This window comes from Corynebacterium sp. HMSC06D04, from assembly GCF_001807315.1.
GTDB classification, from domain to species: Bacteria; Actinomycetota; Actinomycetes; order Mycobacteriales; family Mycobacteriaceae; genus Corynebacterium; species Corynebacterium simulans.
On the sequence record NZ_KV788554.1, the window covers coordinates 33,065 to 56,839 of the forward strand.

The window sequence follows — 23,775 nt, forward strand, 5'->3', positions numbered from 1 at the left end:
GGACCATTCAAGAGAAAGACTAAAAGCATGACCGCAATGGATGCTTTCCTCTGGGAGTTCATCGGAACTGCCCTGCTCCTCCTGCTGGGTAACGGCGTGTGCGCCTTGGTTACCCTGCGCACCTCCGGTGCCAAAGGATCTGACTGGATTGTCATTGCCCTGGGCTGGGGCATGGCAGTTTTCGTGGGCGCCAGCGTGGCGGACCCTTCCGGCGGCCACCTCAACCCGGCCGTGACCTTGATGGTTGCCATCAACGGCGGCCTTGAGTGGAACCTCGTTCCTGCTTACATCGCAGGCCAGCTATTGGGCGCAATGCTCGGCGCATTGCTTGCTTGGGCGGCCTTCAAGCAGCTTTTCGACGCCAATAACCTCGACGAAGCTGGCAATGAAACCGGTGCGAACGCCTCCACCGGTGGCATCTTCTTCACTGGCCCTGCTCACCCGAATAACTTCTGGAATGCGGTCACTGAGTTCATCGGTACCTGCGTACTGTTGATGTTCATTGCCTTTGGTCCTTCCGGCGGTGAGATTGGTGCACTGAAGTATTTCGCAGTCGCATTCGTCGTCGTTTCGGTCGGCCTTTCCCTGGGTACCCCAACCGGCTACGCCATCAACCCGGTCCGTGACCTGGGCCCGCGCTTGATGTACGCATTCGTCCTTCCCATCAAGGACAAGGGAAGCGCCAACTGGGGCTATGCCTGGGTGCCAATCGTCGCCCCGCTGCTTGCTGCAGTAGCCATCGGTTTCCTTTCCATGGCTTTGGCTTAAATACGCATCTCACCGCATCTTTGAAAATACGCAAGGAGTAAATCCATGAGCGAAAACAAGTTCGTAGCAGCAATCGACCAGGGCACTACGTCCACCCGCTGCATCATCTTCAACCACGACGGCGAGCAGGTCTCCGTCGGCCAGTTCGAGCACGAGCAGATCTTCCCGGAAAAGGGTTGGGTTGAACACGACCCGAAGGAAATCTGGGACAACACCCGCCGCGCCGTCGGCGAGGCTTTGGCCAACGGCGACGTCTCCGTCGAGTCAATCGTTGCGCTGGGCATCACCAACCAGCGCGAGACCACCGTCGTGTGGGATAAAAACACTGGTGAACCGGTCTACAACGCAATTGTTTGGCAGGACACCCGTACCACCCAGATCTGCAAGGAGCTGGCGGGGGAGGAAGGCCCGGACAAGTGGCGTCGCCGCACCGGCTTGGTCATCAACTCCTACCCGGCAGGCCCGAAGGTCAAGTGGATCCTCGATAACGTCGAGGGCGCTCGCGAGCGTGCCGAGGCTGGTGACCTGCTCTTCGGCACCATCGATACTTGGCTGCTGTGGAACCTGACCGGTGGCGCCGAGGGCGACGGCGACCAGCCGCCAGTTCACGCAACCGACGTCACCAACGCATCCCGCACCTTGCTCATGGACATCGAAAAGCTCGAGTGGGATGAGGAACTGTGCAAGGAGATGGGCATTCCTACCTCCATGCTGCCGGAGATTCGTCCTTCCCTCAGCGACTTCCGCACTGTGCGTGCCCGCGGCTCCCTGGCTGGTGTGCCGATTCGCGCCATCCTCGGCGACCAGCAGGCAGCAATGTTCGGCCAGGGCTGCTTCCGCCCGGGTTCTGCAAAGAACACCTACGGCACCGGCCTATTCTTGTTGCTGAACACCGGTACCACCCCGAAGTTCTCCGAGAACGGTCTGCTGACCACGGTGTGCTTCCAGCGCGAGGGTGAACGCCCTGTCTACGCGCTCGAGGGCTCGGTCTCCATGGGCGGTTCCCTGGTGCAGTGGCTGCGCGATAACCTGCAGATGATTCCGAACGCGGCCTCCATCGAGAACATGGCCCGCTCCGTCAAGGACAACGGCGGTGTTTACTTCGTGCCAGCCTTCTCCGGTCTCTTCGCACCGTATTGGCGCCCGGATGCCCGCGGCGTCATCGTTGGCCTTACCCGCTTTGCTAACCGTAATCACATCGCCCGCGCGGTTCTGGAGGCAACTGCCTACCAGACCCGCGACGTCGCAGATGCCATGGTTGCCGATTCCGGTGTGGAGATCACCGAGCTGCGCGTCGACGGCGGCATGACGCACAACGAGCTGCTCATGCAGTTCCAGGCGGACATCCTGAACGTCGAGGTGCACCGCCCGAAGAACGTGGAGACCACCGCAACCGGTGCTGCTTTCGCCGCTGGCCTGCAGGTTGGCTACTTCGAGGATCTAAAGAGCCTGGACACCGGCAGCGGTGAGTTCAAGGTCTGGAGCCCGAAGATGGATGAGGAGGAGCGTTCCAACCTCTACAGCGAGTGGAAGCGCGCCATCAAGCGTTCCCTGGCTTGGGAAGACTCTGAAGACGATGACGTCATTCAGTAGGCAACCCTCCCGCTAGCTCCCGATTAGCTAGCGCGCTCTAGGTCCCGCATCTTTTTGGTGCGGGACCTTATTTCTTGCAGGAGGTGCTAATTGCCTGCGGGCGCGAAGTAGACTGTGGGGCATGGTTGATTCCTTATGGGCGCCGCGCCTTATTGCCAGTGACATCGACGGAACTTTGTTGGATAAGAACCATCGCGTCACCAAGCGAAACCGTGAAGTAATAGCCCGAGCCGTGGCTTCGGGTGCGTACTTTGCGCTTTCCACCGGGCGCCCGTTCCGCTGGATTGCGCCCGTGCTGGAGCAGCTGCCCGTCCGCCCGGTATGCGTGACGTCGAATGGCGCCGTCATCTACGATTCCGCGGAAGATAAGCTCCTCAATGTTCACGCACTCTCGCCCGCGGCCATCACAGACGTCATCGCCTTGGCGCAGGAGGTGCTCGACCCGCTTGGGGGAGCAGGCTTCGGCGCGGAACGCGGCGGGACCTCGCTTGCCGACCCCGTCGAAGAGCTTTTTGTGGTGGAGCCCCACTATTCCGAGAACGCGCTTTTCGACGGCTTTGGGGTCGTTTCCATCGATGAATTAGCGGCTGAGCCCGCGGTGAAATTGCTTATCCGCAACACGCAATTTAGCGCCCCTGAACTCTACGATCTGATTGCTCCGCGGGTGGACCCAACGGTTGCCCATGTTACCTATTCGATGACGGAGGGCATCCTCGAAGTCGCTGCCCCCAACGTGACCAAGCGCAAGGGCGTGTCCTGGCTGGCGGAGAACTTCGGCATCGAACGCAGCGACATAATCGCTTTTGGGGACATGCCCAATGACATCGAAATGCTGTCGTGGGTGGGGCGCGGCGTCGCCATGGGCAATGCGCATCCTGCCGTGAAGGAGGCCGCTGACGAAGTCACCATGGCCAACCATCAATCGGGCGTAGCAAAGGTGCTAGAACAATGGTTCTAGCACCTTAATCCTGCAGGGGTGTCAGCCCCTGCCAACTAGTCGGTGAAGACGTTAATCTTCTCGGTTGCTGGGTCGTACTGGATGTAGCCACCCTGGAAGTCCACGCGGATTTCGCGGCCGTTGCCAGTGGAGACCTCGTCGGAGGTTGGCAGGCCGAGCTTGGTGGAGTTGTCGCCTTCGGACCAAGCCTTAGCGATCTGGCCCGTTAGGGCGTGAGTGCCGGTCTCCTCGGAAGAGAGAACGACGCCGTTTTCAAAGAGCTGGGAGACAACGCCCGCCTTGAAGTCCGGGCCGCCTACTGCGAGGCCGAGAACCGGGCCGAAGGCGTTCAGGATTGCCGTCCAGGACTGCTGCAGGCTCGGGTTGCCGGAGATCTGGACGACCTTGGAGACAATGTTTGGAATCTCCGAGGTGGTCAGGCCACCGACGACGGTCTTATTGCCGTCGACCTTCTGGCCCGAGCGAGACAGGAAGATGCCGACCAAAGTCGCGGCGATACCGGCAACCGCCTGGATTACTGCAACCGGCACCTGGACGCCGCCCAGGGAGGAGATAGCGCCGTTCGTACCGGTGTTGCCGCCGGTGTTTCCACCCGGATTATTGGTACCCGGCGTCGTGGTGCCGGGCTTCGTGCCGGTGTTGGTGCCAGTGCCCGTGTTGGTGCCATCGTTGGATGGCAGCTGCGCACCGGAGCCGGCAGTGCCGTTCTTGATGGACTGGTATTTGCGGTAGGTCGCATTGCGGATATCGCCCCAACGTGCCACGGTGTACTGGCCTGGGCAGGCGGTGTAGTGCAGGTCATTGTGGCCGTGGAAGGTTGGAACGTGAGCAACCGCGCCTGCTGGGAAACGGGAGCCGTTGAAGCCGCCGGAGACCAGGTCGGTGGAGCCCTTCGGGTTGATGTTGGAGATCGCGGCCTTCCAGCCGGCGATTTCCGCCACGGAGTTCAGCATTTGCTCCGTCGGTGCTGCGGTTTCGTAGTTACCAATCATGGAGATGCCCCACGTGTTGGTGTTGAAGCCGCCAACATGTGCGCCCTGCACGGCCTTATCGAGGCCGCCGTAACGGCCCTCGTAGATGGTGCCGTATTTATCCACCAGTGCGTTGTATCCGATATCGCACCAGCCCAGGTTCTGCGCGTGGTACTGGTAGATTCCGCGCACCTGCGCTGCAGCATCAGCCTTGGTGTAGTTGTTGCTGCCCGCGGTGTGGTGCAGGGTCAGTGCCTTAACGCCGTCATCGTAGTCTGGCCCCATGCAGCGCTTAGACTCGTCCGCACCCCAGCCTGCGCGGGAGACGACCTTTGGCATGCCGTCGGTGACGGCGGTCTGCTCGATAGCCTCGCCCGCCTGCGCATTGCCGTCAATGAAGACAGCCTCCATGCCCTCGGTGCTGGTGTTGTTTGCCGACGCGTCAGATTCCTGTGCACCGGATTCCTGTGCGCCGGAATCCTTAGTGTTCATCTCCTGCACGTCAGCCACCGCCGCAATGTCACCGACGTTGTACGGCAGCGGCGCCGGGTGCGGGTTGGCTGCTGCTTCCGCGGCCTGTTCAATCACGGACTGATTGGAGTCCTCCGCCGGTGCGGAAGCAGGCGACTGGCTTGCCGACGCCGCCGGTGCCGAGGTTTCCGGTGCCGCGGACTCTGGGGCCTGCGTACCGTCTTCTTCCACGGGGGTTTCCTCGAAGCTCTTGTCCAGGTTGGTGCCCGAGACAAGATCGACGTTGTTGATGGAAACCTGCACGTCGTTGGTGGTTCCTGTGTAAATCAGCTCGGTGCCGTTAGTGGCGTTCGGATCGTCGTTGGTATAACCCGAGTTGTCCATGCCGTACCACTGCGACCACGAACCGTCAGCCTGCTTCGCGCGCACGAAAGCGGCGACGTCACGAGCGCCCTTCCAGGTCACAGCGAACATGGAGAAAGGTTCGTCCCGGTGGAACTGCTTGACGGCGCGGGGGCCGTCGCCTTCGCCCTGGGCAGAGATAGCAGCGTCATCGACAACGACGGTTTCGCCGTCGCCAAAGCTCGTCGAGGCGGAAGCTACTTCGATGGGGCCGGAGCCGTTTTCTTGGGTGCGCAGCACTTGGTGGCCGCCGAAGGCGGCAGCCGCAACCATCGAGACAGAGGTGACAGCAGCGATGATCGGAGTGGACCACTTCGACTTGGTAGGAACGAGACGGCGTCGTAGTTGCACGTTATCTCCCTTGAGGTTTTGCGTAACGCGTGCGGGTGGTTTAGACAGCTCAAACCGAATTACGAAAGTTAACAGTTGCGCAAAATGTTACTTTTGTTGTTTCTGTTAATCCTGTTCCGACACGCGTCAAAAGTGCATTCTTGATGAAGTTCTTTGTGGGTGTCATCCCCGGCGAGAAGGGCGATCTCCAATAAGGTGGGGTACATGACTTCTTATGACCTCATCGTTGTTGGATCCGGATTCTTCGGCCTGACCGTTGCAGAACGTGCGGCCTCACAATTGGGTAAGAAGGTGCTCATCGTCGAGCGCCGTAACCACCTAGGCGGCAACGCCTACTCCGAGGCGGAGCCGGAGACCGGCATCGAGGTGCACAAGTACGGAGCGCACCTGTTCCACACCTCTAACGAGCGCGTGTGGAACTACGTCAATCAGTTCACTGATTTCACCGACTATCAGCACCGCGTCTTTGCCATGCACAACGGCACCGCGTATCAGTTCCCAATGGGTCTGGGCCTTATCAATCAGTTCTTCGGCAAGTACTACTCGCCGGATGAGGCACGCCAGCTCATCAAGGATCAGGCCGGCGAGTTCGACGTTGATGAGGCGCAGAACCTGGAAGAGAAGGCCATCGCTCTTATTGGTCGTCCGCTCTACGAAGCATTCATCCGCGATTACACCGCAAAGCAGTGGCAGACCGACCCGAAGGAGCTGCCGGCGGGCAACATCACCCGTCTGCCGGTTCGCTACACCTTCAACAACCGCTACTTCAACGACACTTACGAGGGCCTGCCGGTAGACGGTTACGCGGCATGGCTGGAGAACATGGCGAAGCACGAGCTTATCGACGTCCAGCTGGACACCGATTGGTTCGAGGTTCGCGAACAAGTTCGCGAAGAGAATCCGGATGCGCCGGTTGTTTACACCGGCCCGTTGGATCGCTACTTCGACTTCTCTGAGGGTGAGTTGGGCTGGCGCACCCTGGACTTTGAACTTGAGGTCTTGCCGACCGGCGACTTCCAGGGCACCCCGGTGATGAACTACAACGATGCTGACGTTGACTACACCCGCATCCACGAGTTCCGCCACTTCCACCCAGAACGGCAGGATAAGTACCCGAAAGATAAGACTGTCATCATGAAGGAATACTCGCGCTTCGCCGAGTCTGGCGACGAGCCGTACTACCCAATCAACACTCCAGAGGACCGCACCAAGCTCGAGGCTTATCGATGCCGCGCTGCCGCCGAGGCACGCGAGAACAACGTTCTTTTCGGCGGCCGCCTGGGTACCTACCAGTACCTCGACATGCACATGGCCATTGCCTCCGCGCTGAGCATGTTCGACAACAAGCTGGCCCCGTTCTGGAACGAGGGCAAGGCCCTCGAACAGGAGCGCGGCCACTAAGCCGAACTCCGTCAACATAACACTTAACACTCAACACTCCACCCAACACTCCACACTGTGGAGTGTTGGGTGGAGTGTTGTATGTAGTGTTGCGCAGGCCGGGAAAGCTATGATTGACCTGCGAAATCAACCCTTACTTTGAGGATTTTGGACGAGGAACACGTGCGAACACTACACAACACACCACAGTGTGTGTAGTGTTGTGTGTAGTGTTTGAGGGTGTTCAGGAGCGTTGAGCGCTGATAGGGGTGAGTGATTGTGGTCTGGGACGATGACCAGGCGGAGATCGCCGAGATCATTGGGAGCCTGCGATCTCAGGGCACCGATACGCGCGCCGTAGAGGTCAAGGCAGCTGCGGGAGGTTTTCCCAAGAAGCTTGTTCGCTCTATCTCTGCCTTTGCTAACGGAACCGGTGGAATCATCATCTTGGGGCTGGATGAAGACAACGGGTTCGTTCCGGTACCAGGCTTTGATGCTACCGCCATGGCGGATGCCCTGGCTGGCGCATGTGCAGACCTCGTGACCCCGTCGGTTCGCGCCCAGATCGACATTGTTGAGTGGGAGGGCGCGAGCATTGTCGTTGGCACCATTCCCGAATGTGCTCCTTTTGAGAAGCCTTGCTGGGTCGTTTCTCAGTCGAAGTATCACGGCAGCTATATCCGGGTCCATGATGGGGACCGCGTACTAAAGCCATACGAGATCGACAGGCTGGAGGAAAACAAGACCCAGCCGGAATGGGATCTGGAGCCGGTTCCGGCTGCTGACATCGACGATCTGGATCCTGACATTGTGGCCGAGATCTTGGCCCGCGAGTGCTCCATCCATGAACGCATTTTTGGACGGTTGAGCGATGAAGAGGCGATGTTAGCGCTCCACCTGATTACCCGGAATGACAACGGAAAACTAGTGCCAACTCTGGGCGGACTTATGGCAGCGGGCACTTACCCGCAACAGTTTTTCCCGCGGCTCAACGTGACCTTTGCAGCATATCCCGGCACCGATAAATCGGCCGGAATAGGCAAGCAGCGCTTCCTCGACAACGAAAGTCTGGTGGGGCCCATTCCGGTGCTGGTCGCGGATGCCGTGCGGGCAGTCCGACGCAATATGCGCGTCGGAGGCGTAATCGAGGGAGTCTTCCGTAAGGACTTGCCGGACTACCCTCCGGAGGCTGTGCGTGAGGCAGTCGCTAATGCGCTTATGCACCGTGATTATTCGCCGCAGGCGCGGGGCACGCAGGTACAAGTGAACCTGTATGTCGACCGGCTGGAGATCCTTAACCCCGGTGGTCTTTATGGAACGGTCACCGTTGATCGATTGGGCACTGCGGGTATGTCTAGCGCGCGCAATCAGCATTTGTCTGCGTTGCTGGAGGTGACTCCTGCCGGTGACGGAGACGGGTACATTGCGGAAAATCGTGGTACCGGATATATCGAGATTCTCGACCAACTGGAGCGGCAGCTGCTGCCGCCGCCGGTACCACGGGATTCATTAACCGAATTTGAGCTCACCTTTGCGCGGCGAAATCCGACTACCCCGGAGCGCACCGCGGCGTTGGGTGGCGGAACCCGCGGGCGCGTGCTCGACTATCTGCGCGAACACAGGACAGCGTCCAGCCGCGAATTGGCAGCGGCTGCAGGGCTGTCCCTCAACGGCGTGCGCAGGACCATTAACGAACTTGTTGAGGAAGGCGTCATCGTGCGCACTGAGCCGCTGAAGAGCCCGAAGCAGCGCTATCGGCTGCAGGGCTAACCACGGCGTTCAACGTCACCTTGTTCGTGCGCCGCCGCTGAATACCTCGGCGCGAATTTCTCCATCTGTTCAAGCACGAGCTTGATGGCCTCCGGTGCCTTGTCCGGTGGATACTTGTAGTCGCGAAGCAACCTGCGGACCGAGCGGCGTAGTTTCGCACGTACGTCATCGCGTACTGTTCAGTCGGTCTTTGCATCGCGACGCAGCATGGAAACGAGCTGGCGTGCGATTTCAGCAAGAACTTCGTCCATGAGCTCGGTTGCGGATTCGTTTGTCGACACCGCGTCGAAGAAGGTGAGCTCGTCATTGCCTAGTGGCGGGGTGAATTGTTCACCGCGATTGCTTGTCCTTGACAATCGCTTTGGACGGGCGGATGAGTTCGGCGATGGCATGCACATGGCGATCGCTTCTGCGCTGAGCATGTTCGACAACAAGCTGGCCCCGTTCTGGAATGAAGGCAAGGCGCTTGAACAGGAGCGCGGCCACTAAAACAGCTTGCCTGCTTAAATCCCCGCCGACGAGGAGCTTTGAATCTTCTTCGGCGGGCTTTTTGTATCTGTACGCCGGCGCTTTGCCGGTTTACGTGTGCCGCGGGTCGGTGTTGAATGCGGGGGTGAAACTCCGTAAAGTTAACACTAGGTTAACAAACAGAGAACAGAAAGTAATTGGGTGAGTACCATGACGCATCTCAATGATCACCGCCTCGCGACCCTGCGCCAGGACCTCCACGACCTGTACGGCAACACTCACGCTGCCGCTGAAATCGACGCCGAGGTAGACGCGGCAATCGCGCGCCATACTGCCGGTGCAACGGTCGAAGAATTCATCCCTGTTCTGGTTGAACGTGAGGTAAAAGAATACTTCGGCGGGCACCGCATCCATGTTCGTTTCTCTGCTGGCACCAACCACGCCCTTGCGGAGAAGGTTGTTGAATTGACCAAGGAACAGGCCGGTGACGCCTTGTTTGTCGACGCCGCCCATTTTCACACCGAGGTTGACCCCAACAACCGCATGGTCAGCATGCCTGACTTCATCGTATACCTAGGCCGCGACATCCCGCGCGACGAAGCTGGCAAGGACATCAAGATTTGGGATATCGCTGCGGCCAATACGCCAGAGGAAGAGCGCGAACTTATCGACGACCTCGGCGCACGCGTGCTTTATATGTTGGGCAAGCTGGGCATCGAGCCAGCGGGCGATAAGGCCCCTGTCAAAGCCTAATCTCACAACTAGAAGCGATAGGCTGGCGGCAGTTTTTCATCAATAGCGCTGTTGGCTACCCAGAACTCGGCGTAGTTATAGGGCATGTAGTGCGTGCCCATGCCTGGATGCCAATCCTGCTCGCCTAGTTGCGGCGGAACTGAGCGCTGTTGATTGAGTTCGCCGTGGGCATAAAGCCGCTCGGGCAGCGCGCCGATGATGGGCCGGTAGTCGGCGAGAAGGCGCGCGAACTGCGCCGAGAAATCCGCGCGAGAAAGATCCTTTTCCAAGATCTCAATGCGCTCGAGAAGGGCGCTGATCGCGCTCGTCGCCGGAAGGTCTCCGCTTTTTGCCACTGCAGAAGCTTTCTGCATATCTGCTTTCAACCATGCCAACTCAGTTGACCGCGTGAGTTTTTCGCCCTTAGCCATGCGCTGGAGATCATCCAGCTGCGCCTTCGCAGTGCTGAGTCGGCGCAACTGGCGGTAACCCTGCGTAATCGACCTGCTGTGTTGGAAAAGTAGGGAAGTGCTAGCCGAAGGATCCATCGAATCCAGTGCCACAATATTCGGCTTTACCCGGCGATAGTCAGCCTTGATCTGTTCCCATTGAGCCTTGAAGGCTTCGTTAATCAGCGGGGTATTAAGTCCCGCGACGATTTTGTCGCCCTCGATGATGAACTTTGTGGCAGCCGGGAGGGTACCACGGTTGAAATCTAGCTGTTCGAGGAGTCGACGGGCGGTTACCCTGCGCGAATACAGAAATGAAGCCACGAGCATCGTGACCGCCAGCACTGATATCGCGATGAAGATGCTCCAGCCCGGAAGCCCCGTGGTCGATTCGCGGGAGATAGAGGGATCGCCCGCAGCCTTGGCCGCTAAAAGCAGGCCGACGGTGTAGTTGCCGCCGCGCACCGGCGCTTCCATCTGGTCCAGAATACCGTCCAGGCGTCCCGGCGCCTCGATGGAAATCGCCTCGCACACGTCAGTACTGCAACGGGCAGTCGATGACACTGGCTCCAAACCAACGCCGATGAGCAGCGTTCCTTCCCTAAGACTGCGTCCATCCGGGTTCAGCAGGCCGCGGGCGTTGTCTCGCAGGTATTCCAATGCATCAGTCGATACATCCTCGTGGTTGTGCTCATAGGTGAAGTACAGAATCCGGCTTACCTCAGGAGGTAGGTCGAGTGCCTCCGATTCCTGGCGCAGAGTTGATTCATCCGAGGGAGAAAGCAGATTACCTTCATCAAAAATTTCCACCGTGGGCGTAGCGGCGTGTGCCGTTGCTGGCAGCGTCACCAGCAAGAAAGCTACGGCGAGTAGCTGGAAGAGATATTTCATTAGATAAAAGAGTCCGCTCTTAAAAGATGGAGAATGCGAGCGCATTTATGGCTCTTTAGGCTCGGATCAATCGTAGTGCTCACGGCCGGATTGTATTAAATACGCGTCACTGCAGCCATGAATCCGTGTGGGAGCGAGGTTATCGGCCACAAACCACTAGGCTGTTTGACTGAATATTGTCATAAAACCGTTTGGAGAATCGAAGTAATCGTGACTGCCAACAATCCCTCCGCCAGCGCCGCTGGCAGCGAAACCCGCGTTTTCGAACCTGTTCAGCGAATCTTGCTGCCCAAGCGCGGCGAGCCTTTTGACGTCCGGATGCTCTATCTCATCGAGTCCGAGCAAAACCGCGAGCGCCTGAGCTGGACCAACCGCACTGCGGTGACGATTCCAGCGGGTGAAGAGGCTTCTTTCGAGACCTACTTCAACGCTTTCCCTGCTTCCTACTGGCGCCGCTGGTCCCAGCTGAAGTCCATCGTGCTCTCCCTCGAGCTCGAAGGCCAAGCCAACGTGTCCATTTACCGTTCCAAGCAGGACGGTCAGCGAATCTCCGTGGCCAACCACCTGGTCGGCAGCGGTCACCATGACTTCGAACTGCCGCTGAAGAACTTCGAAGACGGCGGCTGGCTGTGGTTCGACATCACCGCAGAGAAGGAAACCGTCCTTTCTAATGCGGCATGGTGCGCACCGCATGCTCCACAGGCACAGATCCTGCCCGATGGCACCGAACTACCGGCTTCGGAAAAGCGCGTTGCCGTGGGCATTCCTACCTTTAACCGCCCAACCGACGCCGTCGCAGCGCTGCAGGCTCTCGCCGAGGACCCAGTGGTCGACGGCATCATTGACTACGTCCTTATGCCGGACCAGGGCAACCAGCACCCAGCAGACGAGCCAGGATACGAGCAGGCCGTCGAGCACTTCGGCCCGCGCTTCCGCGAGTTCCGTCAGGGCAACCTGGGCGGCTCCGGCGGCTACTCCCGCATCATGTACGAGGCATTGGAGAACACCGATTCGCCGTTCATCCTCTACATGGATGATGACATCGCCATCGAGCCTGACTCCATCCTGCGCGCAGTTCAGGCCGCGCGATACGCCGCAAAGCCGATCATCGTTGGCGGACAGATGCTGAACCTGCAGGAGCGCTCCCAGCTGCGCACCACTGGCGAGCAGGTCAACAAGCACGACTTCATGTGGGGCGGGGCACCGCACGCGGTCTACGACCACGACTTCGCCAAGTACCCATTGCGCGCTATTGGCGACGCCCAGTCGCACCTCGACCCACGCAAGTACGACTCCCGTGCTCTGCATCGCCGCGTCGACGTCGAATACAACGGCTGGTGGATGTGCCTGTTCCCACGCGTAGTTGCCGAGTCCAACGGCCAGCCGCTGCCGCTGTTTATCAAGTGGGATGATACCGAGTACTCCCTGCGCGCAGCCGCTAACGGCTTCCCAACCGTGACTTGGCCAGGCGCTGCCATCTGGCACATGGCCTGGGCAGACAAGGACGACGCCATCGATTGGCAGGCGTACTTCCACCTGCGCAACCGTCTCATCGTCGCTGCGATGTACCACGACGGCGACGTCAAGGGCATTACGAAGTCCATCTTCAAGTCCACCCTCAAGCACACGATGTGCATGGAATACTCCACCATGGCCATCCAGCTGGAAGCTATGAAGGACTTCCTCGCCGGCCCGGATCACCTCTTCGACATCCTGGAATCCTCCCTGCCGCGCATCGCGGAAATCCGCAAGAACTACTCCGATGCCGTCATCATCGAGTCTGCCGACCAACTGCCAGCTCCGACCGGCGCGCCGGGCGTACCGACCCGCAACATCGGCGGCCGCCTCGGCAAGGTCAAGAAGCTGCCATGGCTGCTGAAGTCCGCAAAGCACCTGGTCACCAAGGAAGACCGCGCGCACCACGAGGCGCCGCAGCTCAACCTCACCCCAGACGAGGCGCGCTGGTTCACCCTGTCCCGCGTGGACTCCGCAACAGTTTCCACCGCAGGTGGCACCGGCGTGGCCTTCCGCAAACGCGACCGCGATCTGGCCACCGACCTCGTCAAGCAGACCCGCGGCCTGCTCAAGGAGATCGAGGAGAACTTCGACGATCTGAAGGCGCAGTATCGCGCCGCGATGCCGGAGCTGACCTCCCGCGAATCCTGGAAGAAGGTATTCGATGCCCAGTAAGCTTTCTGTAGCTGAATCACACGTTCTGGAAAGCATCCAGAACGCAGCTTTCGACATCCCTGGAGTTGTACCTGCCGCCCGCGGCCTTAGCCACTTGGGTGAGCATGCCTTGGGCTGGATGGGCACTTCCGCTCTCATGTACGCGGTCAATCGCACGGACAAAGCGAAGGCTCGCCAGTGGGCATACGTCGGCGCGAGTGCTTTTACCGCCCATGCGGCCAGCGTTGTGTTAAAGCGCATCGTTCGCCGCAAGCGTCCCGATTACCCGTACGTGCGTGTGGGCGTGGCAACGCCGTCTAAGCTGTCGTTTCCTTCTTCCCACTCGACGTCGACAACCGCGTTCCTCGTCGCCGTCGCGCATCTTTTGTCCACCCCAGCGCCGCTTGTCGGCGTGCCCGTGATGATGGCTTCGCGTATGGTGCTCGGAGTGCATTATCCAACGGATACCGCGGTTGGAGCTGCGATCGGCGCAGTCACCGCAGAGGCATTAACCCGCTACGAAAGGAAGACCGCGTGAGCGATTCCCACCACGACGACGGTACGCAGCGCGTGTTCCACTCTGAACCGCATACTTCAGGCATCGACACTGGCCGCAAGCGTAAGCCGCCGAAGAACCTCGCCGACGGAATGGTAAAGGCCCTCCGCCCAAAGCAGTGGGTCAAAAATGTCCTCGTCCTCGCTGCTCCAGCAGCAGCGGGTGCGGACGCACTGTTCCATTCGCGCGTGCTTCTCGACGTCCTCCTTGCCTTCATCGTCTTCTGCATGGGCGCGTCCTCGATTTACCTCATCAATGACGCACGCGACGTCGAAGCTGACCGCGCGCACCCGACCAAGCGTTTCCGCCCGATTGCCGCCGGCGTCCTACCGGTTGGCCTGGCCTACGCCATGGCGGCAGTGCTCATCGTTGGCTCCATTGCTTTGTCCTTCCTGGCCACCGCTGGCCCACAGCTGGCAATCGTGATGGCTGTGTACATCGCTTTGCAGCTGGGCTACTGCTTTGGCTGGAAGCACATGCCGGTTATCGACATCGCGCTGGTTTCCTCTGGCTTCATGCTGCGCACAATGGCCGGTGGCGTTGCCGCGGGCATCGTCTTGTCGCAGTGGTTCCTGTTGGTTGCGGCATTCGGCTCGCTGTTTATGGCTTCCGGTAAGCGCTATTCCGAGATTCTTCTTGCGGAGCGCACCGGCGCCAAGATTCGCAAGTCCCTCGAGGGCTACACGCCGACCTACCTACGCTTCGTCTGGACCCTTGCGGCTACCGCTTTGGTCATGTCCTACTCGCTGTGGGGCTTCCAGCTTTCCAACGCCGCCGATGGCCCAGCTGGCGTCTGGTACCAGGTTTCGATGGTTCCGTTTACCATCGCTGTGCTGCGCTATGCCGCTGACGTCGACCGCGGCAATGGCGGCGCTCCAGACGAAATCGCCCTGGAAGACCGCGCACTGCAAGTCCTTGCGCTCGCGTGGCTGGCCTGCATCGCTATGGCGGTCTACATCATGCCGATGCTGTAGAGAACAGGATTCTCTACAGGGGCAGGGTGCTCTACAGGGACGGAATATGACACCATAAGGAATGTATTCTGGCAGCACAAAGCTAGGAATATAACCAAATAAGATGGGTAATGTTAAACTTTTACCCCGTGAATAACACTAATAACAAGAATCTGGTCCGGCTCAGTGCCGTGGCATCGGTGATTGTTATTAGTGTTTTTTCTTTTTGGGGAGGCTTTGTCCGCCGCTGGATTTCCGACGACGGCCTCATCGTCCTGCGCACCGTACGCAACCTCGAAGCCGGAAATGGCCCCGTGTTCAACATGGGCGAGCGCGTCGAGGCTAACACCTCCACGCTGTGGCAGTACCTGATCCTGCTGCTGCGCTGGATCACTAGCGCCGACCTCGCAGGCATTGCCATCTACTTAGGGCTTTTCCTTTCTGTCTGTGCGATGGCGCTCGGCACATTTGCCACCGTTGGTCTTGTTTCGCGGGGCAAGAGCGCAACCCTCGTCGCTCCTGCCGGCGCACTGGTCTACCTCGCGTTGCCACCAGCTCGCGACTTTTTCACCTCCGGCCTCGAATGGGGCCTAGCCATCTTCTATCTGGCCGTGCTGTGGTGGATGCTGCTGAAGTGGGCTCGGGGCGTCGACAAGCATGCGGCGAATGCCAGCGACTCCATGCCATATTGGCTGGCTGTCTGGGCTGGTCTGTCCTGGCTCGTGCGCCCAGAGCTCGCTCTCTATGGCGGGCTGGTTGGTGTGCTGCTGCTGGCTGCCCACCGTAATTGGAAAGCATGGCTCGGCATTCTCGCTGCGGCGCTGCCTTTGCCGCTGGGCTACCAGATTTTCCGCATGGGCTACTACGGCCTACTTACCCCGCACACTGCGGTGGCGAAGTCCGCATCCGGCGCAGTGTGGAGCCACGGCTTTAACTATTTGGGCGACTTCGCTCTGCCTTATGCGCTCTACGTACCGCTCATTGTCCTCGCTGCGTGGGCGCTGTGGAGCCTGCGTCGTGAACTGCGTCCCAGTGGGTTTCGTACTCCGGCCACCGCAGCCTACCTTTTGCTCGCGGCCGGTCTTTTGCATCTGATTTATGTCCTGCGCGTCGGCGGTGACTTCATGCACGGCCGAATGCTTTTGCTGCCGCTCTTCGCGCTGCTGCTGCCCGTCTTCGTCCTTCCACTGCGCTCCATCCTTGGCGCTGTCACCACCTCCATCTGTGCAATCTGGGCATGCGTGATTGTTCTGCGTGGGCATTCCGTTGACTGGGATGATTTTTCTCGCCCGCTCAACATCGTCGACGAGCGTGAGTTCTGGACGCATGCCACCAAGCACCAAACCGGCCACCCGCCGCGCTCGGTGGAAGACTTCGACCACATGCGCTTTATTGAGCACTACCAAGAGGGCATGGATGAGCTCGAAGCCGGCGACGCCCTTGCCGTTCTTTATGCCAAGAAGGGTGAGGAGAATGCCTATGGCTGGATGGGCATCGAACGAGACCCCAGCATTGATGAATTACCCACGGTCTACTTCATCAACATGGGCATGACTTCTATGAACGCACCGCTCGAGGTGCGCGTGCTCGATGACATCGGCTTGGCGACGCCGCTCGCCGCCCGCCAACCACGCATCGCCGACGGCCGCATCGGTCACGACAAGAGCCTGCCGACATATTGGCAGGCGGCGCAGACCGCGGTGGACATTGACGAGCTGCCATCCTGGTACGACAAGGAAGAAACCCGGAAGGCGCGCAAAGCCTTGCAGACTGAGGACTTCCAGAAGCTGTTTGCCACCTACAAAGATCCGCTTGATGCGAAGAGATTTTTCGAAAACATCAAATTCGCGCTAACCGACGGCCGCACCCTGACTTTTTCCGAAGATCCTGGCGATTACCTTGGGAAATGATAGGGGTTTAATCTCCGTTACGGCGTGGCAGCTTCCCTAAACTGCCCTGCGCCTACTCAGCGAACGTGGTTCTGGATGGGACTTTGCTGGCTAAGTGGGTTAAGCTGCTAGAGATTCCTCGTTATATTTCTGTGACGTTAACGTTTCCAGATGTGGCGACGATATGTGTCAGTAGCACTAAATTTTTCTATCTAGCTCTTGTTGAGAAGTACATAAAGGAGAGACATGACTTCACTGAGCTCGGGTCTCAAGGCGCGTGTTCTCACAGCCGTAATGACCGTTGCGGTTGCGCTTGGACTCGCTGTTGCCGCCGGTAGCCAGGAAGCGTCCGCTGCAAACCGCGACTTTTTGCGTGCTGATGCCACGGGCACCTGTGACTGGGATGCCGTCGGTTGGTGGGTGCAGCGCTGTGACGTTTGGTCCCCAGCAATGGGCCGCAACATTCCGGTGCAGATTCAGCCGGCTAAGAACGGCGGCAACGCTGGTCTGTACTTGCTGGATGGCCTGCGCGCGACGAACCGCACCAACGCTTGGATCAACGACGTAAATGCTGCCCGCACCTACGAGCCGCACAACATCACCCTCGTAATGCCGGTTGGCGGAGAGGCCTCCTTCTACGCTGACTGGGAGGGCCCGGCTACCTACAACGCTGTTTCCCCGATCAACTACAAGTGGGAAACCTTCCTGACCTCCGAGCTGCCTGGCTACCTGGAGCGCAACTTCGGCGTTGCTCGTAACAACAACTCTATCGCTGGTCTGTCCATGGGCGGCACCGCAGCCATCACCCTGGCCGGTAAGCACCCAGACCAGTTCCGCCAGGTTCTGTCCTACTCCGGCTACCTGACCACCACCTTGCCGGGTGCGCAGACCTTTATGCGCCTCGCGCTTCTCGACGCCGGCGGATTCAACATCAACGCAATGTACGGTTCTCTGGTTAGCCCGCGCCGTTTCGAGAACGATCCGTTCCGCGTCATGGGCGGTCTGCGCAACACTGACATCTACATCTCTGCAGCTTCCGGTATCCCAGGTGCAGGCGATGCAGGTTACTTGCCGCAGCATCAGCTGTCTGGCGCCGTTTTGGAGATGTTCGCTGGCGCTACCACCCGTATCTGGGAGGCAAAGGCTCGTGCAACTGGTCTGCGCGTGACTTCCAACTACCCAATGCAGGGTCTGCACAACTGGGCACAGTTTGGCTACCAGCTGGAGCACTCTAAGCCACAGGTTCTCAATGTGATGAACGCTTGGTAAGCATCTAGGGAATTCGTTAGGAATCGCTCCGGCGAATTGTCCTAGATGGGTTCTTAACCGGCCGCAGGTTTTCCTGCGGCCGGTTTTGTGTTTTGGGCGTGTTCCTCTATGAAAAGTCTCAAGTTCAACTTAAACTTGAGCACACAATAGACAGCACTTCGCGGCCTAGATGAGGAAAGTCCGGAGGAGGGGAACCTTCGGAAACCACGCCTAGTCCGCTACCTCGACATTAAAACCTCGACTTCATACAAGGACTCATCTATGCGTAAAAATGCGTCTGCATCCAGCCTGCGCTCTCCAGGTTCCCCGACCAAGGCTCGTAAGGGTCTGGCCATCGCAGCTTTGCCTACTGCTGTAGCGGTGGGCTTGTCTCTCCTGCCGAATGCAACGGCTCAGTCCTCCCTTGGTTCTTTGACACAGAACCTGGGTAGCTCCAACCTATCTGATGCTTTCGCTCCTGGCACCCCGCCGGAGCGCACTCCGATTCAGACCGAGTACCCAGAGGTTGAGGGTCTTCCGGAAGGCGTCGATATCTCCCGCGTGGAATACCTGACCAACCGCAACCTGCGCGTCTACATCAAGTCCGCAGCGATGCCGGACAAGGAGCAGGTTGTCCAGATCCAGCTTGCTCGTGACTGGTACTCCAGCCCGGATAAGAAGTTCCCAGAGGTATGGGCACTCGACGGCCTGCGCGCACGCGATGACGAGTCCGGCTGGACCATTGAGACCGACATCGAGACTCAGTTCGCTGACCGCAACGTCAACCTCATCATGCCGGTGGGCGGCGAGTCCTCTTTCTACTCTGACTGGCAGAAGCCGGACAATGGCCGCAACTACAAGTGGGAGACCTTCCTGACCAAGGAGCTCGTCCCGATTCTCGATAAGGCCTACCGTTCCAACCAGAAGCGCGCCGTTACCGGCATCTCCATGGGCGGTACCGCGGCTATGAACTTGGCGGAGCGTAACCCGCACCTGTTCAAGTTCGTTGGTTCCTTCTCTGGCTACCTGGACACCACCACGCAGGGCATGCCTGAGGCTATCGCCGCAGCCCAGATGGATGCTGGCGGATTCACCTCCACCAACATGTGGGGCCCGCACTACTCTCAGGATTGGATCGACCATGATCCGAAGCTGGGCATCGAAGCACTCAAGGACATGAAGGTCTACGTCTCCGCTGGCTCCGGCAAGGATGACTACGGCAATCTGAAGTCCGTGGCAAAGGGCCCTGCGAACGCTGCTGGCGTTGGCCTTGAGGTTATCTCCCGTATGTCTACCCAGACCTTCGTCGACTACGCGAAGCGTGCTGGCGTTCCAGTTGTTTCCCGCTTCCGCCCATCTGGCGTTCACAGCTGGGAATACTGGCAGTTCGAGATGCGCGAGGCTTGGCCAGTCATGGCCGACGCCCTCGGCATCGCTAAGGAAGACCGCGGCGCAGATTGCACCCCGGTTGGAGCTATCGCAGAGGCAACCAAGTCCGGCATCCTGGGCTCCTGCCTGAACAACGAGTACGACGTCGCCGGCGGAAAGGCCGAAGACTTCCAGGCGGGTACCGCTTACTGGTCCCCAGAGACCGGCGCACACGCCATCTTTGGCCGCATCGGCGCACGTTACGCAGAAAGCGGCGGACCGACCTCCTGGCTGGGCTTCCCAACCACCGGCGAGACCAAGACCCCAGACGGCAAGGGCCGCTTCGTCCACTTCCAGCACGGCTCCATCTACTGGACCGCAGAAACCGGCGCTTGGGCTATTCCAGGTGACATGGTTGAGGCATGGGGCAAGAACGGCTTCGAAGGCGGCGACCTTAAGTACCCAACCGGCCCGGTCACTAAGGTCGGCGAGGGCTTCGCACAGGACTTCCAGAATGGCGTTCTGACCCGTAACCCGGATGAGTCCCACTCCATCGTCCACGGTGCTATCGGTGCCAAGTACAAGGAGCTGGGCGGCCCGTCCTCCCCGCTGGGCTTCCCGAAGGGTGGCGAAAAGCCAATCAAGGGCGGCTTCTTCCAGGAGTTCGAGCACGGCAACATCTACTGGTCCGCTGAATCCGGTGCGCACTACATTCTGTACGGCGCAATCATGGACGAGTGGGGCAAGCGCGGCTTCGAGCAGGGCGAGTTCGGCTGGCCAACCAGTGACTACAACCAGATTGCAGCCGGCGGCATCTCCCAGACCTTCCAGCACGGTGAGATCCGCGAAATCATGGGCAGCGTTCAGGCGGAAAAGAAGTAATCATGCGTACCTCCTTCCGGGTTCCTGTAATGTGCGCAGCCTTCATGGCTGCAGCACTCGGCCTAAGCGCCTGTGGTTCCGCAACGGTTGAAAGCGAGAACTCTCCCGAGCAGACGAAAGTCGCCCCGCTCGAGCGTTCTTCGCAGCCTGCAAGTGCTTCGGAAAGCGCCTCTGAAGCTAGCTCGCAGTCGGCGGATTCTTCGGACGAAAAGTCCTCTTCGGAATCCAGCGCTGCTTCGGCAAGCGATGAGCCTGAAGACCGTGGCGCCCGGGAAATCTCCGCTATCCCTTCGCCTAGCCAGACTCAGGGACCTGAGCAAGATTTCCTAGCTGCAGTTCAGAAAGCTGGAGTAGAAACAGAAGGTGCAGAAGATCAAATCATCGGTGCAGGCCAAGCTGCATGCAACGAAGGCGATGCCGTAACCATCCCCGCTGTTGCAGGTCAGCTCATCGAGCAAGGCCGCGCACCTTTGTCACATGAGGAGCTAACCGCCGTCCTCACGGACCAAGCGCGCGGCACCCTGTGTGCTAAATAAGGTAGAAATTTATGCGAAAAACACTCACGGTTGTTGCCGTCCTCGTCGTATTAGCTGTCATCGGCGCGGGAGCGGTTCACTTCTTAAACGCCAACAAGGCAGGAGAATCCAACAACCTGAGTGAGCCGGTGCCCACCGAGCAGGGCGGGGGAGTCGAGGCCCCTGCCCAGCCGGATTGGTGCCCGCGCTTCGAAGTGATTTCTGCCCCTGGCACTTGGGAATCTAAGGCCGATGATGACCCTATCAACCCGACCGCCAACCCCAAGTCCTTCATGCTTTCCATCAGCAACCCGCTGAAGGAGGCCTACGTTCCTGAAGACGTAAAGGTCTGGACGCTGCCTTATACCGCGCAGTTTAAAAACATCAACGCTCAACAGGAGATGAGCTACGACGAATCCCGTGATGAGGGTACCTCTCGCCTCGAGGGCGAGCTGACCACCATGCACGAGAACTGCCCAGCCACCAAGTTCATCATCGCCGGTTTCTCTCAGGGCGCTGTCATTGCGGGCGACGTCGCAGACCGCATCGGTGGTGGCAATGGCCCAATCCCAGCCGAGGCTGTCTCGGGCGTTGCGTTGGTGGCAGATGGGCGCCGCCAAGCAGGTGTAGGCCAGAACCCCGGCGTGCCCGTTGCTGGTGTCGGTGCAGAGATTGCTCTGCAGCCGGTTGGCATGCTCATCCAGGGCATAGTTCCTGGCGCATCCATGCGTGGCCCACGCGCAAACGGCTTCGGTTCCTTGGCAGATCGCACCTTCCAGATTTGTGCACCTGATGACTCCATCTGCGACGCCCCACTCGATGGCCCAAACGGCCTTGAGCGCGCACGCGGGCTCATTGAAGCAAACGGTGTGCATGCAATGTATGCCACCAACCCGAACGTGATTCCGGGTACCACTGCTAACCAATGGGTCGTCGGCTGGGCGCGGGAAATTATCGACCGCACCTAACTTCGTTCAAACTTAAAACGGTCATGTTATGTAACGCTGTGCGTCTCCGAGATGATATTTTTAATGTCAAAAGTAAACAATCTAAGCCCAAAAGGAGATTAGATGGACCTCCAAGCATTGATTGGCCAGTTCTTTGACGGGAATGGTCGCATTGTTCTGCCGCCTCACTTGACCCTGCCGGGGCTTTGTGAGTACGTCTTTGAAATGGAACAACAATCAGGAGTTCCTGATCGCCCGGTTTTGCGCCAGTGGCTCTTTGATGATGACCCAGCTGGTGCTCCGCGCGATTTCACCCGCTCAGAGGTAAACAAGCGAATCAAGGTTGTGGCCGCGCGCCTGCAGCAGGTCGGCGCAGTAGGGGACCGCGTGGCTATTCTTGCCGGAAACTCTCCTGAGTATCTGTTTGGCTTTATGGGCGCGATGTATGCGGGAATGACGCCGCTGCCACTCTATGATCCGAACGAGCCGGGGCACTCCGAGCACCTGCGCGCAGTCTTTGGTGATTCGAATCCTTCGATTGTTCTGACCAACAATGTTTCTGCAGCCGCAGTTCGCCGCTATTTCGCAGACTTGCCGTCGGCGCAGCGCCCACGCGTGATTTCCATCGATTCTCTGCCGGATTCGCTCGCGGCTTCGTGGAAGAATCCAGTTGAGCAAGGCGCCGGTGAGGGCGCAGCAGCGCCCGTCGACGCTCCCGCTTTCCTCCAGTACACCTCCGGCTCTACCCGCACTCCAGCGGGCGTGTTGCTGACTAACCGCTCGATTTTGACGAATGTGCTGCAGATTTTTGCTGCGGTACACATCAAGACGCCGCCGCGCATCGTTTCCTGGCTGCCGTTGCACCACGATATGGGCATTATTTTGGCTTCTTTCGCCACCATTTTGGGCTTGAACTTTGAGATGATGTCACCGCGTGACTTCGTGCAGCAGCCGAAGCGTTGGGTGCGCCAGATTAGCCGTCAGCCGGGTGATGAGAACTTTGCGGGAATTTATGCCGTGGTTCCGAACTTTGCGCTCGAGCTGGCTGCTCGTTATGGCGCACCGGTTGCGGGTGAGGATATTGATCTGTCGCATGTCGATGGCATTGTCATCGGCTCCGAACCTGTAACAGAGACTGCAGTGGACAATTTCTGGGAGGTCTTTAGCGAATACGGGCTCAAGCGCGAGGCTATGCGTCCTTCCTACGGCCTGGCAGAAGCTTCGCTGATGGTGGCTACTCCGCAGGAAGGCGAGCGCCCGCTCATCACGCACTTCAACCGTGAGCAGTTGACGGCAGGCAAGGCCGTTGTGGAGGACAAGTCCGAGCAGACGGTGGCTTTTGCATCAAATGGTCAGGGCATGCCTGCTCAGTATCTGACGATCGTGGATCCAGAAACCAAGGCTGAGCTTGCCGACGCCCAGATTGGCGAGCTGTGGTTGCACGGCGACAACATGGCGGCCGGTTACCTGGGCCGCGAGGACGAGACAGCTTCTACTTTCCGGAATACTTTGGCCACGCGCCTGCCGGAGGGTTCCCGCGTTGTTGGGGCGCCGGAAGATGACAAGTGGATGGCCACGGGCGACCTTGCCACCATCGTGGATGGTCACCTCTACATCACGGGCCGTTTGAAGGACTTGATCGTGGTTGCGGGACGAAACCACTACCCGCAAGATATCGAGGCGACCGTCCAGGAGGCCTCGGCGCATGTGCGACCAGATTCCATCGCTGCCTTCTCTGTGGAAGGTGGCAGTACCGAGCAGCTAGTGCTGCTGATCGAACGTGCTGATGATGCAGATTCTGCAGGCGATGAAGCAGCGACTGAGGTTATTCGTACCGCCGTCTCGAAGGCACACGGTATTACACCGGAGGTCATTCGCTGGTTTAGCGCGCATGAAATCAATCGCACTTCTTCTGGGAAGATTGCACGCCGTGTAGCGAAGAAGCACTTCCTCGCGAGCTAACGCGGCGCTCTAATCGCTTTTACACCTCTGCTGTATTGCACTGCCATATAGCAGAGGTGAGTTGTTATCGTGACAGAAGTTA

The 23,775-nt window shown here is 59.1% G+C and carries 17 protein-coding genes and 1 pseudogene; 15 read left to right on the forward strand and 3 right to left on the reverse strand.

Going from position 1 to position 23,775, the window contains the following annotated elements; all coding sequences use genetic code 11:
* Positions 1-27 precede the first annotated feature (27 nt).
* The 3 genes from HMPREF3155_RS08775 to HMPREF3155_RS08785 all read left to right on the forward strand — a co-directional run bounded on the left by HMPREF3155_RS08775 (position 28) and on the right by HMPREF3155_RS08785 (position 3,319).
* On the forward strand, positions 28-768 hold the full coding sequence (locus HMPREF3155_RS08775) for an MIP/aquaporin family protein (RefSeq protein WP_061925072.1): 741 nt from the start codon (positions 28-30) through the stop codon (positions 766-768).
* A 45-nt stretch (positions 769-813) separates the two neighbouring features.
* The gene (glpK, locus tag HMPREF3155_RS08780; protein ID WP_062043075.1) at positions 814-2,361 is read left to right on the forward strand and encodes a glycerol kinase GlpK; all 1,548 of its coding nucleotides are present in this window, start codon (positions 814-816) and stop codon (positions 2,359-2,361) included.
* A 121-nt stretch (positions 2,362-2,482) separates the two neighbouring features.
* Positions 2,483-3,319: a Cof-type HAD-IIB family hydrolase gene (locus tag HMPREF3155_RS08785; RefSeq protein ID WP_062043078.1), complete on the forward strand. Its 837-nt coding sequence runs from the start codon at positions 2,483-2,485 to the stop codon at positions 3,317-3,319.
* 35 nt (positions 3,320-3,354) lie between these two features.
* Here the strand turns inward: HMPREF3155_RS08785 and HMPREF3155_RS08790 are convergent, their stop codons facing one another.
* Positions 3,355-5,514, reverse strand: coding sequence for an N-acetylmuramoyl-L-alanine amidase (locus HMPREF3155_RS08790; protein WP_070433114.1), 2,160 nt, complete (start codon positions 5,512-5,514; stop codon positions 3,355-3,357).
* Positions 5,515-5,718: 204 nt separating this feature from the next.
* Here HMPREF3155_RS08790 and glf point away from each other — a divergent pair, with 204 nt between their 5' ends.
* Both glf and HMPREF3155_RS08800 read left to right on the forward strand, forming a co-directional pair.
* Positions 5,719-6,915 carry a UDP-galactopyranose mutase gene (gene glf, locus HMPREF3155_RS08795; RefSeq protein ID WP_070433115.1) on the forward strand — a complete coding sequence of 399 codons (1,197 nt, stop codon included), beginning with the start codon at positions 5,719-5,721 and terminating at the stop codon, positions 6,913-6,915.
* Between the two features lie 258 nt (positions 6,916-7,173).
* Complete coding sequence (locus HMPREF3155_RS08800) at positions 7,174-8,664, forward strand: ATP-binding protein (protein WP_070433134.1); 1,491 nt, start codon at positions 7,174-7,176, stop codon at positions 8,662-8,664.
* On the opposite strand, the pseudogene HMPREF3155_RS12700 reads toward HMPREF3155_RS08800, so the two are convergent.
* Positions 8,661-9,051 (reverse strand): annotated as a pseudogene (locus HMPREF3155_RS12700) (type I restriction enzyme endonuclease domain-containing protein); the annotation flags it as partial. The gene HMPREF3155_RS08800 and the pseudogene HMPREF3155_RS12700 overlap by 4 nt on opposite strands.
* Before the next feature lie 291 nt (positions 9,052-9,342).
* On the opposite strand from HMPREF3155_RS12700, the gene HMPREF3155_RS13150 reads away from it, so the two are divergent.
* The gene (locus tag HMPREF3155_RS13150) at positions 9,343-9,885 is read left to right on the forward strand and encodes a three-helix bundle dimerization domain-containing protein (protein ID WP_061925057.1); all 543 of its coding nucleotides are present in this window, start codon (positions 9,343-9,345) and stop codon (positions 9,883-9,885) included.
* Between the two features lie 8 nt (positions 9,886-9,893).
* Here the strand turns inward: HMPREF3155_RS13150 and HMPREF3155_RS08815 are convergent, their stop codons facing one another.
* Positions 9,894-11,204, reverse strand: coding sequence for a hypothetical protein (locus tag HMPREF3155_RS08815; protein ID WP_070433117.1), 1,311 nt, complete (start codon positions 11,202-11,204; stop codon positions 9,894-9,896).
* Between the two features lie 210 nt (positions 11,205-11,414).
* Between HMPREF3155_RS08815 and HMPREF3155_RS08820 the strand changes: the two genes are divergently transcribed.
* The 9 genes from HMPREF3155_RS08820 (at position 11,415) to HMPREF3155_RS08860 (ending at position 23,693) form a co-directional block, all read left to right on the forward strand.
* On the forward strand, positions 11,415-13,394 hold the full coding sequence (locus tag HMPREF3155_RS08820) for a glycosyltransferase (RefSeq protein WP_070433118.1): 1,980 nt from the start codon (positions 11,415-11,417) through the stop codon (positions 13,392-13,394).
* Complete coding sequence (locus tag HMPREF3155_RS08825; protein WP_070433119.1) at positions 13,384-13,911, forward strand: phosphatase PAP2 family protein; 528 nt, start codon at positions 13,384-13,386, stop codon at positions 13,909-13,911. Before HMPREF3155_RS08820 ends, HMPREF3155_RS08825 begins: the two co-directional genes overlap by 11 nt.
* Positions 13,908-14,903, forward strand: a complete 996-nt coding sequence (locus HMPREF3155_RS08830; RefSeq protein ID WP_061925046.1) for a decaprenyl-phosphate phosphoribosyltransferase — start codon at positions 13,908-13,910, stop codon at positions 14,901-14,903. Before HMPREF3155_RS08825 ends, HMPREF3155_RS08830 begins: the two co-directional genes overlap by 4 nt.
* 128 nt (positions 14,904-15,031) lie before the next feature.
* Positions 15,032-16,792 carry an arabinofuranosyltransferase AftB family protein gene (zomB, locus tag HMPREF3155_RS08835; RefSeq protein WP_371441327.1) on the forward strand — a complete coding sequence of 587 codons (1,761 nt, stop codon included), beginning with the start codon at positions 15,032-15,034 and terminating at the stop codon, positions 16,790-16,792.
* A 225-nt stretch (positions 16,793-17,017) separates the two neighbouring features.
* Positions 17,018-18,040, forward strand: a complete 1,023-nt coding sequence (locus HMPREF3155_RS08840; RefSeq protein WP_061925041.1) for an alpha/beta hydrolase — start codon at positions 17,018-17,020, stop codon at positions 18,038-18,040.
* Positions 18,041-18,301: 261 nt separating this feature from the next.
* The gene (locus HMPREF3155_RS08845) at positions 18,302-20,269 is read left to right on the forward strand and encodes an alpha/beta hydrolase-fold protein (protein WP_070433121.1); all 1,968 of its coding nucleotides are present in this window, start codon (positions 18,302-18,304) and stop codon (positions 20,267-20,269) included.
* A gap of 2 nt (positions 20,270-20,271) precedes the next feature.
* Complete coding sequence (locus HMPREF3155_RS08850) at positions 20,272-20,805, forward strand: DUF732 domain-containing protein (RefSeq protein ID WP_070433122.1); 534 nt, start codon at positions 20,272-20,274, stop codon at positions 20,803-20,805.
* Between the two features lie 11 nt (positions 20,806-20,816).
* Positions 20,817-21,752 carry a cutinase family protein gene (locus tag HMPREF3155_RS08855; protein ID WP_061925032.1) on the forward strand — a complete coding sequence of 312 codons (936 nt, stop codon included), beginning with the start codon at positions 20,817-20,819 and terminating at the stop codon, positions 21,750-21,752.
* Positions 21,753-21,854: 102 nt separating this feature from the next.
* Positions 21,855-23,693, forward strand: a complete 1,839-nt coding sequence (locus tag HMPREF3155_RS08860; protein ID WP_070433123.1) for a FadD32-like long-chain-fatty-acid--AMP ligase — start codon at positions 21,855-21,857, stop codon at positions 23,691-23,693.
* Positions 23,694-23,775: the final 82 nt, after the last annotated feature.

Bases quoted from the DNA above. Each gene is read 5' to 3' on its own strand.
- HMPREF3155_RS13150 (WP_061925057.1), top strand. From the start codon at position 9,343: ATGACGCATCTCAATGATCACCGCCTCGCGACCCTGCGCCAGGACCTC.
- HMPREF3155_RS08860 (WP_070433123.1), top strand. From the start codon at position 21,855: ATGGACCTCCAAGCATTGATTGGCCAGTTCTTTGACGGGAATGGTCGC.
- HMPREF3155_RS08825 (WP_070433119.1), top strand. From the start codon at position 13,384: ATGCCCAGTAAGCTTTCTGTAGCTGAATCACACGTTCTGGAAAGCATC.
- glpK (WP_062043075.1), top strand. From the start codon at position 814: ATGAGCGAAAACAAGTTCGTAGCAGCAATCGACCAGGGCACTACGTCC.
- HMPREF3155_RS08840 (WP_061925041.1), top strand. From the start codon at position 17,018: ATGACTTCACTGAGCTCGGGTCTCAAGGCGCGTGTTCTCACAGCCGTA.
- HMPREF3155_RS08815 (WP_070433117.1), bottom strand. From the start codon at position 11,204: ATGAAATATCTCTTCCAGCTACTCGCCGTAGCTTTCTTGCTGGTGACG.
- HMPREF3155_RS08850 (WP_070433122.1), top strand. From the start codon at position 20,272: ATGCGTACCTCCTTCCGGGTTCCTGTAATGTGCGCAGCCTTCATGGCT.
- HMPREF3155_RS08785 (WP_062043078.1), top strand. From the start codon at position 2,483: ATGGTTGATTCCTTATGGGCGCCGCGCCTTATTGCCAGTGACATCGAC.
- glf (WP_070433115.1), top strand. From the start codon at position 5,719: ATGACTTCTTATGACCTCATCGTTGTTGGATCCGGATTCTTCGGCCTG.
- HMPREF3155_RS08775 (WP_061925072.1), top strand. From the start codon at position 28: ATGACCGCAATGGATGCTTTCCTCTGGGAGTTCATCGGAACTGCCCTG.
- HMPREF3155_RS08855 (WP_061925032.1), top strand. From the start codon at position 20,817: ATGCGAAAAACACTCACGGTTGTTGCCGTCCTCGTCGTATTAGCTGTC.
- HMPREF3155_RS08845 (WP_070433121.1), top strand. From the start codon at position 18,302: ATGCGTAAAAATGCGTCTGCATCCAGCCTGCGCTCTCCAGGTTCCCCG.